General features: G+C 71.4%; 15 protein-coding genes. 6 read left to right on the top strand and 9 right to left on the bottom strand.

What is annotated here, in order from left to right; genetic code table 11:
• Positions 1 to 27: 27 nt before the first annotated feature.
• Together V3C34_RS15720 and V3C34_RS15715 are read right to left on the bottom strand one after the other, a co-directional pair.
• The gene (locus tag V3C34_RS15720) at positions 28 to 1317 is read right to left on the bottom strand and encodes a glycoside hydrolase family 3 N-terminal domain-containing protein (RefSeq protein ID WP_245634762.1); all 1290 of its coding nucleotides are present in this window, start codon (positions 1315 to 1317) and stop codon (positions 28 to 30) included.
• Between the two features lie 47 nt (positions 1318 to 1364).
• Positions 1365 to 2609, bottom strand: coding sequence for a class I SAM-dependent methyltransferase (locus V3C34_RS15715; protein ID WP_068423756.1), 1245 nt, complete (start codon positions 2607 to 2609; stop codon positions 1365 to 1367).
• Positions 2610 to 2811: 202 nt separating this feature from the next.
• On the opposite strand from V3C34_RS15715, the gene groES reads away from it, so the two are divergent.
• Entirely contained in the window at positions 2812 to 3108 is a 297-nt protein-coding gene (groES, locus tag V3C34_RS15710; RefSeq protein WP_068321718.1) for a co-chaperone GroES, read from the top strand.
• 99 nt (positions 3109 to 3207) lie between these two features.
• Positions 3208 to 4815, top strand: coding sequence for a chaperonin GroEL (gene groL / locus V3C34_RS15705; protein WP_068321720.1), 1608 nt, complete (start codon positions 3208 to 3210; stop codon positions 4813 to 4815).
• Positions 4816 to 4906: 91 nt separating this feature from the next.
• Here the strand turns inward: groL and serA are convergent, their stop codons facing one another.
• Positions 4907 to 6109: a phosphoglycerate dehydrogenase gene (gene serA / locus V3C34_RS15700; protein WP_068423757.1), complete on the bottom strand. Its 1203-nt coding sequence runs from the start codon at positions 6107 to 6109 to the stop codon at positions 4907 to 4909.
• 114 nt (positions 6110 to 6223) lie between these two features.
• Between serA and V3C34_RS15695 the strand changes: the two genes are divergently transcribed.
• On the top strand, positions 6224 to 6919 hold the full coding sequence (locus V3C34_RS15695; RefSeq protein WP_068322475.1) for an aspartate/glutamate racemase family protein: 696 nt from the start codon (positions 6224 to 6226) through the stop codon (positions 6917 to 6919).
• Positions 6920 to 7019: 100 nt separating this feature from the next.
• Here V3C34_RS15695 and V3C34_RS15690 read toward each other — a convergent pair whose 3' ends face one another.
• Together V3C34_RS15690 and V3C34_RS15685 are read right to left on the bottom strand one after the other, a co-directional pair.
• Entirely contained in the window at positions 7020 to 7265 is a 246-nt protein-coding gene (locus V3C34_RS15690) for an RNA-binding S4 domain-containing protein (protein WP_346007610.1), read from the bottom strand.
• A gap of 29 nt (positions 7266 to 7294) precedes the next feature.
• The gene (locus tag V3C34_RS15685; RefSeq protein ID WP_068423758.1) at positions 7295 to 7597 is read right to left on the bottom strand and encodes a WhiB family transcriptional regulator; all 303 of its coding nucleotides are present in this window, start codon (positions 7595 to 7597) and stop codon (positions 7295 to 7297) included.
• A gap of 180 nt (positions 7598 to 7777) precedes the next feature.
• On the opposite strand from V3C34_RS15685, the gene guaB reads away from it, so the two are divergent.
• Together guaB and V3C34_RS15675 are read left to right on the top strand one after the other, a co-directional pair.
• Complete coding sequence (gene guaB, locus V3C34_RS15680; protein ID WP_068423760.1) at positions 7778 to 9319, top strand: IMP dehydrogenase; 1542 nt, start codon at positions 7778 to 7780, stop codon at positions 9317 to 9319.
• 11 nt (positions 9320 to 9330) lie between these two features.
• On the top strand, positions 9331 to 10308 hold the full coding sequence (locus V3C34_RS15675) for a hypothetical protein (protein ID WP_346007609.1): 978 nt from the start codon (positions 9331 to 9333) through the stop codon (positions 10306 to 10308).
• On the opposite strand, the gene V3C34_RS15670 is transcribed toward V3C34_RS15675, so the two are convergent.
• On the bottom strand, positions 10292 to 11323 hold the full coding sequence (locus V3C34_RS15670) for a P1 family peptidase (protein ID WP_338537685.1): 1032 nt from the start codon (positions 11321 to 11323) through the stop codon (positions 10292 to 10294). The two genes, V3C34_RS15675 and V3C34_RS15670, sit on opposite strands and share 17 nt — an antisense overlap.
• 27 nt (positions 11324 to 11350) lie before the next feature.
• Positions 11351 to 12577, bottom strand: coding sequence for an extracellular catalytic domain type 1 short-chain-length polyhydroxyalkanoate depolymerase (locus V3C34_RS15665; protein ID WP_346007608.1), 1227 nt, complete (start codon positions 12575 to 12577; stop codon positions 11351 to 11353).
• Positions 12578 to 12776: 199 nt separating this feature from the next.
• On the opposite strand from V3C34_RS15665, the gene V3C34_RS15660 reads away from it, so the two are divergent.
• Positions 12777 to 13802, top strand: a complete 1026-nt coding sequence (locus V3C34_RS15660) for a dipeptidase (RefSeq protein WP_346007607.1) — start codon at positions 12777 to 12779, stop codon at positions 13800 to 13802.
• Position 13803: 1 nt separating this feature from the next.
• Here the strand turns inward: V3C34_RS15660 and V3C34_RS15655 are convergent, their stop codons facing one another.
• Together V3C34_RS15655 and V3C34_RS15650 are read right to left on the bottom strand one after the other, a co-directional pair.
• Positions 13804 to 14097, bottom strand: coding sequence for an antitoxin (locus tag V3C34_RS15655; protein ID WP_338537688.1), 294 nt, complete (start codon positions 14095 to 14097; stop codon positions 13804 to 13806).
• A 92-nt stretch (positions 14098 to 14189) separates the two neighbouring features.
• Positions 14190 to 15938 (bottom strand): DHA2 family efflux MFS transporter permease subunit, encoded by a 1749-nt coding sequence (locus V3C34_RS15650; protein WP_345912751.1) that lies wholly within the window; start codon positions 15936 to 15938, stop codon positions 14190 to 14192.
• Between the last annotated feature and the right edge of the window lie 33 nt (positions 15939 to 15971).

Here is a 15971-nt window from a genome sequence, read left to right as displayed (position 1 = left end):
GAGGAGCGGTGCGGGGGTGCGCGCCGGTCAGCCGCAGCGCAGCAGACCCATGTCCTCCTTGAGCGTCAGCACGCGGGTGACCGAGGCGGTGACCTGCCGCGCGAAGGCCGGGTCCCCCTTCGCCGTGCCCTCGATCGCCGAGACCATCGTCGGGACCTGGCCCGGGTCGGCGGTGAGGACGATGTCCCCGCCGGCGGCGATGAACTTCGTGGCGCGCGCGCCGACCGGGGTCGCGGCGACCGCCTCGGCCGCGCCGACGTCGTCGGTGATGACGACCCCGTCGAAGCCCAGGTCCTCGCGGAGCATGCCGTCGACGATCTTCTTCGAGAACAGCGCGGGCGTCTCGCCGTCGATCCTGGAGTAGTGCGCGGAGCCGACCATGACGATCCTGGTCCCGCCCTCGATGTTGTCGGCGAAGGGGGCGAGGTAGGGGTCCGTCGTCGTCGCCGTGGAGTCGGTGATGCCGGTCGCGGAGAGGTCGGTGTTGCCGGTGATGCGACCGATGCCCGGGAAGTGCTTGACGGTCGGCTCCACGCCCGCGTCCTGCATGCCGCGCGCGAAGTCCTCCGCCCCGGCGCTCGACGCGGCCGGGGTCGAGCCGTACTGGCGGCCCCACCTGCCGATCGGCTGGTTGGCGCGACCGATCTCGGCGGGGACGGTGTCGGCGACGGGGGCGAGGTTGACGTTGACCCCGGCCGCAGCGAGCTCCGCGCCCCAGGCCTTGGCGGAAGCCCGCAGGTCGGGGTCCCGGGCCTGCTCGAGGGCGGAGGGCATCTCGGTGAAGCCTGCGCCCGTGAGCTGCTGGACCTCGCCGCCCTCCTGGTCTGCGGCGACGAGCATGCCGACCTTGGTGCCGTCGACGGTCGGGGAGACGTCCTGCAGGTGCGCGCTCGCCGCCGCGACGGTGCCAGAGTCCTGCCACCCGCCCAGGTAGAGCATCGAGCCGAGACCCTGCTGCCCGATCGGACCGTCGAGACCGGTCGCCGGTCCCGGCTGCATCGCGGCCATGAGCAGCTGGCCGGCCTGCTGGGTCGGGGTCATCGCGTCCCGGACGGAGGCCACGCAGGAGCTCGCGGCCGGGCCGGACGCGCTCGTCGTGGTCGAGGTCGAGGACGACGTCTTCTTCGAGGACGGGGACGAAGGGGAGGCCGTCGCCGAGGTCGACCGGCTCGTCGAGGAGGTGCCCGAGGAGGTGCTCGAGGAGGTGCTCGAGGTCGGGCTGGACGCCTCGTCACCCGAGTCGGAGCCGCATCCCACGAGGGTGAGCGCGGCGACGGCGGCGGTGGCGCGGGTCAGGTGGGTGGCTCGACGCGGCATGCTCTGCAGGCTACCCGGGGCGGGCGAAGGGGACGTGATCCCGGGACTCAGGCCCCGGCCGGCCGCACGACGAGGACCGCCTGGGTGCCGCCGACGCGGGTGAGGACGATGGTCGCGCTGTCACCGCTGCCGGCGCCGCGGCCGATCTTCAGCTGCTTGCGCAGCTGGTCCTCGTCGAGGCGGATGCCGCGCTTCTTGACGGTCAGGCCGGTGACGCCGCGCTCACGCAGCCACGCTCGCAGCCCCTTGACGGAGAAGGGCATCGCCTCGAGCACCTCGTAGCGGCGCGCGTGCCCGAGGTCGAGCGCGCGGTCGCTGCTCACGTACCCGAGGCCGGCCTCGAGCTCGCGGCCCGAGACGGCGCCGGTCACGGTGCCGATGAGCCCCGCGCGGGTCACGGCCCGGTCGGCCTCGTAGAGCCAGGGCCCGAGGTCGGCGAGCGAACCGGCGACGTCGGGGTCGTCCTCGCAGGTGCGCTGGTCGACCTCGACGGGCGGGGCGTCCTTGCGCAGGATCCGCGCGCTGCGACCGGCCTCCTTGACGAGAGGCCCCCACCACACGGCGCACTCCAGGACCGTCCCCTGCCACGAGGTCCACTGCGCCTCGGTGCCGAGCGGCGGGATGTCGTGGGGGAGCGAGGGGCTGAGCTTGGCGCCCGTCGCCGGCACGTCACGGGCGACGGACAGCACGAACTCCCACGACGGCGAGATCTCGTCGAGGCGGAAGACCCGGCGCGTGCGGCCGGTGCGGTCTGTGTGCCCGGGGGTGCGGCGGGCGGGGTCGAGCCAGACGCCCACGCGGGAGTGGAGCGGGTCGATCGGTGCCTCGAAGTCCTCGGCGACGCCCGGCCGGGCGCGGCTGTCCGGCCACGGGCGGAGGTTGACGTCGGCGATCGCCGCGGTGAGAGGGCCGGCGTCCACGCCGTGGACCGTGACCCCGAGGGCACTCATCGCCATCGCGTCCGAGCCGATGCCGCAGCCGAGGTCGTGGACCGTCGCGAGGCTGGCCGCCGCGAAGCGCCCCGCGTGGGTCGCGGCGACCTCGAGACGGCTGGCCTGCTCGAGCCCGTCGGGGGTGAAGAGCATCCCCTCGGCGAACTCGCCGAACTTGTCCTTCGCCTTGTCCTGCAGGCGCTTCTGGGTCAGCAGCCCGGCGGCGTGCTCGGGTGCCAGGCCCTCGGACCGCAACCGGGCCGCGGTGGTCACGGCGTCGGCCTCGCGGTAGGCAGGGAGCTCGTGCAGCCGGGCATGGCCCTCCGGGGAGGCGAGCCACCTCACGGTCTGGATGTCCACAGGCGGCATTGTCCACGGTCGCGACGTCCCGCGCCGCACATTGGCACTCAGGTTGACCGAGTGCCAGCCGGGTGCCTAGATTTGCCCTTGGCACTCACCTTCGGCGAGTGCCAGATGCCACGGCTGGTCGACCCCCGCGACGGCGCCCGGCCCGGCACGCCAGAACTCATACTCACGACCCTCACTTCACTAAGGAGTCACCGTGTCGGTTTCCATCAAGCCGCTCGAGGACCGCATCGTCGTCCAGGCCGTCGAGGCCGAGCAGACCACCGCTTCCGGCCTCGTCATCCCGGACACCGCCAAGGAGAAGCCGCAGGAGGGCGAGGTCGTTGCGATCGGCCCCGGCCGCTTCAACGAGGACGGCGACGAGCGCATCCCCATGGACATCGCCGTCGGCGACCGCGTCATCTACTCCAAGTACGGCGGCACCGAGATCAAGCACGGCGGCCAGGAGTACCTGATCCTCTCCGCCCGCGACGTCCTCGCGATCGTCTCCTGACGACCTCTCTCCGCTTGCAGCGCACGCCCCGGGTGCGGGCCCTCCCGGGTCCCTCCGGGGCCGTCGCTTCTTCCCCCTTCGTAGAACCAAAGGACAGACATGGCCAAGGAACTGGAGTTCAACGACTCCGCCCGTGACGCCCTCCAACGCGGCGTCGACCAGCTCGCCAACGCCGTCAAGGTGACGCTCGGCCCCAAGGGCCGCAATGTCGTCATCGACAAGCAGTGGGGCGCGCCGACCATCACCAACGACGGCGTGACGATCGCCCGGGAGATCGAGCTCGAGGACCCGTACGAGAACCTCGGCGCCCAGCTCGCCAAGGAGGTCGCGACCAAGACCAACGACGTCGCCGGTGACGGCACCACGACCGCGACCGTCCTCGCCCAGGCCATGGTCCGCGAGGGCCTGCGCAATGTCGCCGCGGGTGCCGCACCGTCCGGCCTCAAGCGCGGCATCGACCAGGCCGTCGAGGCCGTCGCCGCCCGCCTGCTCGAGAACGCCCGTGAGGTCGAGGGCAAGGACGAGATCGCCCAGGTCGCCTCCCTGTCCGCCCAGGACCAGGGCATCGGCGAGATCATCGCCGAGGCCTTCGACAAGGTCGGCAAGGACGGCGTCATCACCGTCGAGGAGTCCTCGACCGCCGAGACCTCGCTCGACTTCACCGAGGGCATGCAGTTCGACAAGGGCTACATCAGCCCGTACTTCGTCTCGGACCCCGAGCGCATGGAGGCCGTCCTCGAGGACGCCTACGTCCTGATCAACCAGGGCAAGATCTCCACGATCGCCGACGTGCTGCCCGTGCTGGAGAAGGTCGTCCAGTCCGGCAAGCCGCTGCTCATCATCGCCGAGGACATCGACGGCGAGGCCCTGAGCACGCTCGTCGTCAACAAGATCCGCGGCACCTTCAACGTCGTGGCCGTCAAGGCCCCCGGCTTCGGCGACCGTCGCAAGGCGATGCTGCAGGACATGGCGATCCTCACCGGTGGTCAGGTCATCGCCGAGGAGGTCGGCCTCAAGCTCGACCAGGCCGGTCTCGAGGACCTCGGCCAGGCCCGTCGCGTCGTCGTCACCAAGGACAACACGACGATCATCGACGGCCAGGGCAACGGTGAGGACGTCACCGGCCGGGTCAACCAGATCAAGGCCGAGATCGAGCGCACCGACTCCGACTGGGACCGCGAGAAGCTCCAGGAGCGCCTCGCCAAGCTCGCCGGTGGCGTCTGCGTCATCCAGGTCGGTGCCCACACCGAGGTCGAGCTCAAGGAGAAGAAGCACCGCATCGAGGACGCGATCTCCGCGACCCGCGCGGCCATCGAGGAGGGCATCGTCGCCGGCGGTGGCTCCTCGCTCGCCCACGCGGTCGCCGTCCTGGACGGCATCGAGCTCGAGGGCGACGAGAAGGTCGGCGCCAACATAGTGCGCAAGGCCGCTGTGGAGCCCCTGCGGTGGATCGCTGAGAACGCCGGCCTCGAGGGCTACGTCGCCGTCGCCAAGGTGCAGGAGCTGGCCCCCGGCCAGGGCCTGAACGCGGCGACCGGCGAGTACGGCGACCTCATCGGCCAGGGCGTCATCGACCCGGTCAAGGTCACCCGCTCGGCGCTCATCAACGCCGCGTCGATCGCGTCGATGGTCCTCACCACCGACACGCTCGTCGTGGAGAAGAAGGAGGAGGAGCCCGAGACCCACGGTCACGGCCACTCCCACTGATCTCCTGATCCGACGAAGGGGGCCACGCACCATCCGGTGCGTGGCCCCCTTCGTCGTGCCCGGCGCTGCACTGCCCCGGGCGGGTGCAGCCTCAGGCCGTCACGATGACCCGGACCTCGATGGTCTCCGGAAGCTCGCGCAGGCGCTGCTCGGTGTCGGCGGGCAGGCTGCTCGCGAGGTCGGTGACGGCGTAGCCGTACTCGCCCTTGGTGCTCAGCTGCTGGCTGTCGATGTTGACGTCGCCCTCGGACAGGATCGTGTTGACCCGGGCCAGGACTCCGGGGACGTTCTGGTGCAGGTGGAGGATGCGGGTGCCGCCCTGGGCGACGGGGGCGGCGACGGCCGGGACGTTGACCGACATCGTCGTGGCACCGGTGGTCGCCCAGTCACGCAGCTTGCCGGAGACGTAGCGGCCGATGTCGAGCTGCGCCTCCTCGGTGGAACCGCCGATGTGCGGGGTGAGGATGACGTTGGGGATGCCCTGCAGGCAGTTCTCGAAGGCGTCGCCCGCCTTCTTCGGCTCGCTCGGGAAGACGTCGATCGCGGCACCGGCGATGTGGCCGGAGAGCAGGTTGTCGCGCAGTGCCTCGAGGTCGACGACGAAACCGCGCGAGAGGTTGAGGAAGAGGCTGCGGGGGCGCATCCTGGCGAACTGCGCCGCGCCGAAGTTGCCGGCGTTGCCCGCCCGGCCGTCGACGTGGAGCGTGATCGTCTCGCAGGTCTCGAGGAGCTCGTCGAGGGTCTCGCACTTTTTGGCGTTGCCGAGGGGGAGCTTGTCCTCGAGGTCGTAGAAGGAGACGTGCATCCCGAAGGCCTCGGCGACGACCGACAGCTGGGCGCCGATGTTGCCGTAGCCGATGATGCCGAGCGTGCGCCCGCGGACCTCGTGTGCCCCCTTCGCCGACTTGTCCCAGACCCCGGCGTGCAGGGCGGTGCTCTTGTCGGTCAGGTGGCGGGCCAGCGAGATGATCTCGCCCAGTGCCAGCTCGACGACGCTGCGGGTGTTGGAGAAGGGGGCGTTGAAGACGACCGTGCCGGCCTGGGCAGCCGCGTCGAGGTCGATCTGGTTGGTGCCGATGCAGAAGGCACCGACCGCCTTGAGCTCGGGGCGGGCCTGGATGACCGCCTGGGTCACCTTGGTCTTCGAGCGGATGCCGAGCAGGTCGACGCCCTCGAGGGCGGAGATCAGCTCGGTCTCGTCGAGGGCCCCGGAGCGGGTCTCGACGTCGAAGCCGGCGTCGGTCAGGGCCTCGCGGGCAGCGTCATGGATGTTTTCGAGCAGCAGCACCTTCACGCCCTGCAGGGTATGCCCGGCCGCGGTGTGACCTGGCACTCGCCCGCGATGCGGGCGCGCACCACCGTGCGGAACGGACCCCACGACGGCGCGCTCGCTGGCTAGGGTGTGGCCATGCGTCTCCTCGGTGTCATCGGCGGTATGGGCTGGTCTGCGACGGCGGAGTACTACCGCCGTCTCAACGAAGGGGTGGAGGCGCGCCTGGGCGGTCTGCACAGCGCCCGCGTCCTGATCCACAGCGTCGACTTCCAGCCGATCGACGACGCCGAGAACGCCGGCGACTGGGACGCCATGGCGCAGACCCTCGTCGAGGCCGCCCGCGGCCTGGAGGCCGCTGGCGCACAAGGATTCCTCCTCGCTGCCAACACGATGCACGCCGTCGCCGACCGGGTCGAGGCGGCCGTCGACATCCCCTTCCTCCACATCGCGAAGGCCACCGCGAGCCGCGTCGAGGCCTCGCACCAGCGCAAGGTCGGGCTCGTCGCCACCGCGACGACGATGGCGGGGGACTTCTACACGACCCCCTTCGAGCAGCGCGGGATCGAGGTGATCCTGCCCGAGGAGCAGCAACGCCCCGAGGTCGACCGGATCATCTACGAGGAGCTCGTCCACGGAGTCATCAAGGACAGCTCGCGCCGCCAGCTGCGCGCCGTCATGGAGGGGATGTCCGACCGCGGCGCCGAGTGCGTCGTGCTGGCCGGGACCGAGATCGGCCTGCTCATCGAGGAGGACGACTGTCCGGTGCCGCTGCACGACACGACGGCGGTCCACGTCGACCGGGCGCTGGACTGGATGCTCACCGAGGGCTGACCCTTCGAGACGGTTGCTGCGCAACCTCCTCAGGGACCGTCACCAGGGGACGTCGACCTCCTCGGGGGCCGTCACCAGGGGACGTCGCGGTGGGTGACCGTCACCAGGGGACGTCGACCTCCCCTTCGCCCGTGACGACCTCGACCTGCTGCCCGGCGAACTCGACGACGCTGCCCGCCCGGACCTGCGCGCCGCGACGCGTCTCGGGGGACCCGTCGACGCTCACCTCGCCCGCGGCGATGACCTCACGGGCCATGGCGCCGTCCTCCACGAGCCCGGCGAGCTTGAGCAGCTGGCCGAGACGGATGGACTCGTCGCGGATGTGGACCGGTGCGGGAGAGCTCACCCCACCAGCCTAGGCGGCGAAGGGGAGCCTCAGCCGGCGAGGCCGGCGGCGGCGATGTCGCGCTCGGCCAGCAGGGCGTGGCGCTCGTCCTCGGTCATGCCGCCCCACACGCCGAAGGGTTCACGGATGGCGAGCGCGTGCTCGCCGCAGGCCGCGACGACGGGGCACCCGGCGCAGATCTCCTTGGCAGCGGCGTCCCGCAGGCGTCGGGCGGCGCCGCGCTCACCGTCCGGGTGGTAGAAGGACTCGCTGCCGGTGTCCCGGCAGGCGCCCTCGAACTGCCACTCCCAGTGGTCCGCCACGGGACCCGGCACCTTGTCGTTGTGCGCCATCTCTGCTCCACCTCCGTGCCTGGGGCGGCCCTGACGACGCCTCCCCTGTCTGCAGCCAACCTAAGGACGGCAACGCAAACGCAGGTGGTCGGGAAGGTATGGATTCGCCCCGGAATTGCGGGAGTTCGTCAGGAAAGGGTCACGTCCGAGCGCGTGTGCGCGGTGGCTTAGGATAGGGAGATGGATTTCGGTGCAACGCCCGCCCCTGACGACTCCGGGGCCGCGGCCCCGAACCCCTTCGCCAAGCTCGGTCTGACCTACGACGACGTCCTGTTGCTCCCCGGGTACAGCGAGCTGGCTCCCGGCGACCTCGACACGACGACGCGCCTGACGCGTGAGATCTCCATCAAGACGCCGCTGATCTCCGCCGCCATGGACACGGTCACCGAGTCCCGCATGGCCATCGCCATGGCGCGGCAGGGTGGCCTCGGCGTCCTCCACCGCAACCTCTCGATCGAGGACCAGGCCTACCAGGTCGACCTCGTCAAGCGGACCCAGACCGGCATGATCACCAACCCGGTCGTCATCGGTCCGGACGCGACCCTCGACGACCTGGACCAGCGCTGCGGCGAGTACCGCGTCTCGGGCCTGCCGGTCGTCGACGGCGACAACGTCCTCATCGGCATCATCACCAACCGCGACCTGCGCTTCACGCCGGTCGCCGAGTGGTCGACCACGCTGGTGCGCGACGTCATGACCCCGATGCCGCTCATCACCGCTCCCGTGGGGATCTCCAACGAGGCGGCGACCCTGCTGCTGCGCCAGCACAAGCGCGAGCGGCTGCCCATCGTCGACGGCGACGGCCGGCTCGCGGGCCTGATCACGGTCAAGGACTTCGTCAAGAGCGAGCAGTTCCCCGACGCGAGCAAGGACGCCCAGGGACGCCTGCTCGTCGGCGCTGCCATCGGCTACTTCGGTGACGCGTGGGAGCGCGCGACGACGCTCATCGACGCGGGCGTCGACGTCCTCGTCGCCGACACCGCCCACGGCCACGTCAAGCTCCTGCTGGAGATGGTCGAGCGCCTCAAGAAGGACCCGGCGACCCGGCACGTCCAGGTCATCGGCGGCAACGTCGCGACCCGCGAGGGCGCTCAGGCGTTCATCGACACGGGCGTCGACGCGATCAAGGTCGGCGTCGGCCCGGGCTCGATCTGCACCACCCGCATCGTCACCGGCGTCGGCGCCCCGCAGATCACCGCGGTCCACGACGCCTCCCTCGCCGCGAAGCCGGCCGGCGTCCCGGTCATCGCCGACGGCGGGCTGCAGTACTCGGGCGACATCGCCAAGGCGCTCGTCGCCGGCGCCGACTCCGTCATGGTCGGTTCGCTCCTGGCCGGCTGCGAGGAGAGCCCGGGCGAGCTGATCTTCGTCAACGGCAAGCAGTTCAAGGCCTACCGCGGCATGGGCAGCCTCGGCGCGATGAGCAGCCGCGGCAAGAAGTCCTTCTCCAAGGACCGGTACTTCCAGGCCGAGGTCACCAGCGACGACCAGCTCGTCCCCGAGGGCATCGAGGGCCGCGTCTCCTACCGCGGCACCCTGGCCCAGGTGGCCCACCAGATGGTCGGGGGCCTGCGCCAGTCGATGTTCTACGTCGGTGCCGGCACCATCCCCGAGCTGCAGGCGAAAGGGCAGTTCGTCCGGATCACCTCCGCCTCCCTCAAGGAGAGCCATCCGCACGACATCCAGGGCATCGTCGAGGCTCCCAACTACAGCCTCGGCTGACGGGTCGCGTCATGGGGGACAGCTCGACGTCGCGGCCGGACTGGCGCGCACCGCGGAGCATCGGCACCGGCTGGTGGCTGCAGCAGCTCGTCGGCCTCGTCCTGACCCTCGCTCTCATGGGGGTGCTGGCCTTCGCCCTGATGATGCTCACCCGCATGCCCCTCGAGGGGACCTCCGAGCCGGACCCGCACTGGCCCACCTTCGCCGTCTGGTTCGTGCTGTGCACCGTGCTCCTCGTCGGTGGGATGCTGCGCTCGTCGTGGCGCCAGCTCAAGGACGAGCGGGTCTACACCGACCTCGCCGGCAACGAGCTGCGGGTCGACCGCTGGTCGCCACCGCACGAGCGTGAGCGGCTCGCCCAGCGCTGGGCCGCCGACGAGCGGATCCGTGAGCGCCACCGGCAGGAGCAGGCCGGGCACGAGCAGGCGCACCCGCGGGCACCGCGACCGGAGCCGACGTCCGAGGAGCTGCGTGCGGCCGCGCTGCGGCGTCGGGAGCTCGGACCGGGCATCCCCACGTCGGTGCGGGCAGGACGGTGGTCCCGGCCGCTGCAGCGGCTGCGGATGGTGGCGAAGGTGTGCATGGTCGCCTCCATCCCCTTCGCCGTGGTCCTCGTGGTCGTCCTGGACGTGCTCGATCCTGCGTTCCCGCGTGAGTGGGCACTCCTGAGCTTCCTGCTCCTCCCGGTCGGCTGGGTGCTCATGTGGGCGCACGACCTGCTGCGGCACCGCTGGCTCGGCACCCGTGAGTCACGCAGCGACCTCGCGGGCTTCCAGGGGATGAGCGCCCTCATCGCCGCATTATTCCTCGCGATCTTCGCCTTCGCCGGTCTCGTCGACCGCGAGTTCATCATCGTGACGGTGCTATGTCTGCCGTTCGTCGTCGTGCTCGGGTGGGTCGGCAAGAACGAGCTCAGGCACCACATCCCGAGCGGTCACGGTGACGGCGGGTCGTCGGACGTCACCGACGTGGTCAGCTTCCTCGACTGATCGTCTCCCGGTAGCCGGGCAGGCGCAGCCCGCCCTCGTCGGTGCGGTCGACGGTCCGCGCGGCGAGCACCGCCCGCACGATCGCCCGGCTCACGCAGTCGGCTGCCGCGGTCTGCAGGGCCACGAGCTCGAAGGGGGTCGGTCCCTGGCGTCCACCCGTCGCCAGGGCGAAGACCGTGTCGCCGTCGAAGGCCGTGTGGACCGGTGAGAGCGCCCGCGCGAAGCCGTCATGGGCCACGCCGGCGAGCCGCGCGCAGCCGGCCTTGTCGAGGGTCGCGTCGGTCGCGACGACAGCGAGCGTGGTCGCCGTGCCTGCCTGCAGGGCCTGGGCCTCGGCGGCCTGCCTCTGCCAGTGGCCCTGCACGGCAACGGGATCCGGCTGCGGGACGACGACCTCACCGTCGAGCAGGTGACGCGCGCCGAGGAGCTCACCGCTCGGCAGGAGCGGTGAGCCGACCGCGTTGACCGCGACCACCGCGCCGACGGTGATCCCCGAGTCGAGGACGAGGCTGGCGCTCCCGATGCCTCCGCGCAGACCACCGGCGCGGGCTCCGGTGCCGGCGCCGACACCCCCTTCGTCCACCGGGCCGTCGCTCGCGGCGAGGTAGGCCGCCCGGCCCTCGTCCGGGCCGGGGTGGTGGCGCCAGGTCCCGGCGCGGTCGAGGTCGAAGAGGATCGCGGCGGGGACGATCGGCACGATCTCGCCGGGGCGGCCGACCTGCCAGCCGCGGCCCTCGTCCGCCAGGGCCGCCATGACCCCGTCGGCCGTCGAGAGGCCGTAGGCGCTGCCGCCGGAGAGCACGACCGCGTCGACGGCGTCGACGAGGTTGCGCGGGTCCAGCAGGTCGGTCTCCCTGGTGCCCGGCCCGCCGCCGCGGACGTCGACGCCGCCGACGGTGCCGACCGGCGGGACCACGACCGTCGTCCCGGTCAGCCAGTCGGTCTCGTCACGGGTGGCGTGCCCGACCCGGATGCCCGGGACGTCGGTGATGGCATTGTGCGCTCCGGGGTGCATGGCCCCCAGCATGCACCCCGGAGCGGTTCAGCAGCCGAGCTCCCAGTACCCGGGCGAGGTCTCCTCGAGCTCGGTCGTCGTGTAGACGTTCCACAGGCCCATCGGGTCGTTCGAGCCGTTGGCGTAGGTCAGGCCACCGCTCTGGTGCGCCCGCCCCTCGACGGTGTGGGTGTAGTTGCTCGAGGTGACGCACGCGCCCGGCTCCGGGTCGGGGTCGCCCGGGTCGCCCGGGTCTCCGGGGTCGCTCGGGTCGCCCGGGTCGACGGCGCCGGTCAGCCCGAAGAAGGCCGCGTCGTACCTGGCCGAGCAGATGGTGTCGAGGAAGTAGGCGCCGGCCTGACCGCACTGCTCCGGTCCGGTGCCCGGGTCGACGGGGGTGCCGTGGCCCATGCCCTGGACCGAGTAGCGCACGACGGCGTCGCCGTAGGACGTGCGGGTCGTGCCGCCGGGCAGGCTGCTCGTGGCGGTCGGCGTCGTGCCCACCCCCGCGACGTCAGTGAACTGGTCGACGAGCTCCCGCGCGTTGGCCGGGACGACCGTCGAGTCGGCGGTGCCGTGCCAGACCGCCACCCGGGGACGCGCACCGGAGTACCCGGGGAAGCCCTGCCGGGCGAGGTCGCCCCACTGCGTCGGGGTCCGGTCCGGCGGGTTGTTCATGCAGCCGAAGGCGTCGATCATCGAGGTCGCGCACCGGTAGGGCAGACCGGCGATGACCGACCCGCCCGCGAAGAGATCCGGATAGGTCGCGAGCACCGCAGACGTCATCCCGCCCCCGGCCGACAGCCCGGTGACGAAGGTGTTGTCGCTGCCCAACCCGTGGCTCGAGCGCGCGTGCTGCACCATCTGTGCGATCGAGGCGACCTCGCCCTGGCCACGCGTCGTGTCCGCCGCCTCGAAGAAGTTGAAGCACGAGTTGGCGTTGTTGCCCGACGACGTCTGCGGGTAGACCACCGCGAAGCCGTGCTCGTCCGCCAGCTGCGACCAGCCCGAGCCCACGTGGTACGCCGACGCCGACTGCGTGCACCCGTGGAGCGCGACGACGGTCGGCGCGCCTGCGGGCAGGTCGGCGGGGACGTACTCGTACATCGACAGGTTGCCGGGGTTGGAGCCGAAGCCGGTGACCGGCGTCAACGTCCCGGCCGCGAGCGCAGCCGACGAGCCCGGTGGCGGGGCCGAGGTCGCCGGCACCGAGGAGGCGCCCACCAGGGCTCCGCCGAGCAGGACCGATCCGAGTAGCAACCGCACTGAACGCATGTGTGTCTCCTCGTCGTGCACCGACGTCCACGCTGACGCCGGTGTCATGGGTGTCCGCCACGTTCGTCGCCGGCGCGGGCGAGGGGCAATGTGCCGCCTGCCCACTCCTGGTCGGGGCGCTCTGGTGCGCGTCCACGTGTGGCGAGGGGACACCCTTCGAGGTTCGGGGAGCGTGGTGGGTCGGTGGTTGACTGGAGCGATGACGACGAGCAGCACCCCGATCCGCGTCCTCGACGGCCACAACGACCTGCCGTGGCACCACCGCGAGGTGGCCGGCTACGACCTCGACGCGTGCGACATCGCGCGGCCGCAGCCGCACCTGCACACCGACCTGCCCCGGATGCGTGAGGGCGGTCTCGCGGCGCAGCTGTGGTCGGTCTGGGTCCCGACGACGGTGCAGGGCGCGGAGGCGGTCGCCGCGACGCACGAGCAGATCGACTTCGTCGAGGCGATGTGCGCGCGCTACGAGGAGATGGTCCCCGCGCGCACCGCCGCGCAGGTCCGGGCCGCGTGGGACGCGGGGAGGCACGCGGCGCTCATCGGGATGGAGGGCGGCCACTGCATCGACGGCTCGCTCCAGACGCTGGAGGCCTTCGCGGGCAGGGGGGCTCGCTACATGACCCTCACGCACAACGACAACACCCCGTGGGCCGACTCGGCCACGGACGAGCGCGTCCACGGTGGGCTGACGGACTTCGGTCGTGAGGTCGTGGCGCGGATGAACGACCTCGGCGTCGTCGTCGACCTGTCCCACGTGAGCGCCGAGACGATGCACGACGCGCTCGACGCGACCCGCCTGCCGGTGATGTTCAGCCACTCCGGCGCCCGCGCGATCTGCGACCACCCGCGCAACGTCCCGGACGACGTCCTCGAGCGCATCCCCGGCAACGGCGGGATCGTCATGGCCAATGTCGTGCCCAAGTTCGTCAACCAGGCCCGGGCCGACGTGGACCTCGGACGCACCGACGTGGTCCCCGACCCGGTGGCGACCACCGAGCACGTCCTCGCCCACTTCGAGCACCTGCGCGAGGTCGTGGGCATCGAGCACGTCGGCATCGGCGCCGACTACGACGGGGTCGACGAGACACCGGTCGGCCTCGAGGACGTCGCGAGCTACCCGCGGCTGCTCGCGGCCCTGGGGGAGCGGGGCTGGTCACGCAGCGACCTCGAGGCCCTCGCGCACGGCAACGTGCTGCGGGTCCTCGAGGCCACCGAGGTGCGGTAGGTCAGGCGCGCCCGTCGGGGAAGAAGCGCTTGTCCTGCGGCGGGGGCGGCGTCGCGGCGTTCCCGCTCGAGCCGTGCACGGTCGACCCGGTCACCGTCTGGCTGCCGGTCAGGTTCTTCTTCGCGGTCCGCGAGAAGCCCTCGACCTGCTTGTGGTACCTGCCCTTGGTGCGGCCGTCGACGAAGCCGGCGGCCCGGTCGATGTACGTGCCCGCCTTGTCCGGGTTGGACCGGGCCCACTGCCGGGCGGCCTCGAGCGCGGTGAGCATGGCTGCTGCGTTCTTGAACTTGGCCATCTGACGTCCTCATCTGTCGGTGGTCACTCCAGCATGACAACGAAGGGGGGCGGCGCAGGATTCCTGCGCCGCCCCCCTTCGTCATGGAGCCGTCAGTGGACGGCGACCGTGGTCACCTCGGGGGTCTCCTCGTCGAGCAGGTGGCTCTCCTCGTGCTTGCGCGGGAGGAAGGCCGCGACGAGCAGCGTCGCGAGGCACATGAAGGCGGAGACCCAGTAGGTCGCGGCGAAGGCTTCGGCCATGTCGACGCGGACCGCGTGCACGAGCGCCTGCGCGCCCGCCTGCGGGTCGGTCGCGTACTGGCCGAGGACCTGGGCGACCTCGGGGAACCTCGCGAGCAGCTGCTGCATCGCGTTGGGGTCGCTGACCTGGGCGCTCTCCTCGCCGAAGGCCTGGGCCTGGCCGATGAGCGGGCGGTCCTCGAAGCCACGCGTCAGGACGACGGAGGCGATGGCGACACCGAAGGAGCTCGCGACCTGCTGGGTGATGTTGAGCAGGGTCGAGCCGCGGGCCACCTGGTGGGCGGTGAGGGCCTTGAGCGAGCTCGTCATGAGCGGCATCATCGTCGCGCCCATGCCCAGACCCATGACGAAGAGCGCGGGGATGACGAAGCCCCAGTAGCTGGAGTCCGCGGAGAGCTGGGTGAAGGCGAACATGCCGCCGGTGATCAGGGCGATGCCCACGGGCACGATGCGGCCGACCGGGTACTTGTCGACGAGGGCGCCGGCGATCGGCATGGTGATGAGGGCGCCGAGGCCCTGCGGGATCATCAGCACGCCCGCCATCGTCGTGCTCTCGCCGCGCACCTGCTGGAAGTACGTGGGCATGAGCAGCAGGCCACCGAAGAAGGCCGCGGCGAAGAGGAACATCGTCAGGGCCGCGACGGAGAAGCGCCGGTTGGCGAGCAGGCGCAGGTCGAGCAGCGGGTGCTTCGGGCGCATCGACCACCACCCGAAGGCGGCGATGAGCACGAGCCCGGCGAGCGCCGTGCCGTAGACCTTGGGCGAGCTGACCGTGCCCTCCTCGGGGATCGAGGAGACGCCGTAGAGGAAGAGCGCCAAGCCGGGCGACATGAGCAGCAGGCCGACGACGTCGAGGGACTCGGTGGGCTCGGTGTGGTCCTTGGGCAGGACGATCGCGGCGTAGGCCAGGGCGATGACGCCGATCGGCAGGTTGATCAGGAAGATCCAGGTCCAGCTCGGACGGCCCAGCCAGTGGGCGTTGTCGATGAGCCAGCCACCGAGGATCGGGCCACCGATCGGGCCGAGGAGCATCGGGACACCGAGGATGGCCATGAGGCGGCCGATGCGCTGGGGGCCGGCCGCGCGGGTCATGATCGTCATACCGAGCGGCATGAGCATGCCGCCGCCGAGGCCCTGCAGGACGCGCGCGCCGATGAGCATCTCGATCGACGGCGCGAAGGCGCACAGCACGGAGCCGGCCACGAAGAAGGCGATGGCCGCGAGGTAGAGGCGCTTGGTGCCGAAGCGGTCGGCCGCCCAGCCGGTGAGCGGGATGACCGTGGCGAGGGCCAGCGTGTAGGCGGTGACGGTCCACGCGACGGTCGAGTACTGCAGCGGCTCGGGGCCCGTGGCGAGGTCGGTCTGGAAGTGGGGGAGGGCGACGTTGACGACCGTGATGTCGAGGATCGACATGATGGCGCCGAGGACGACGACACCGGCCACCTTGAGCACGGCGGCGTCGATCTTCTCCGGGTACTCCTGTGGCAGGGAGGGGTCGGGCGCGGTGACGGGCACAGGGGTCTCCTGAGGGGGTGCGAAGGGGGAGGCGGCGGCCTCGTCGCCACCCTGGCCGGGGCAGAAGATGCATGCATCGGCCAAGCAAGTATGCGCCCCTGCGGGTGCGACGACCAA

The organism is Janibacter terrae, assembly GCF_039636765.1.
Lineage (GTDB): Bacteria > Actinomycetota > Actinomycetes > Actinomycetales > Dermatophilaceae > Janibacter > Janibacter terrae.
This window is presented reverse-complemented; position numbering and strand designations above follow the sequence as displayed.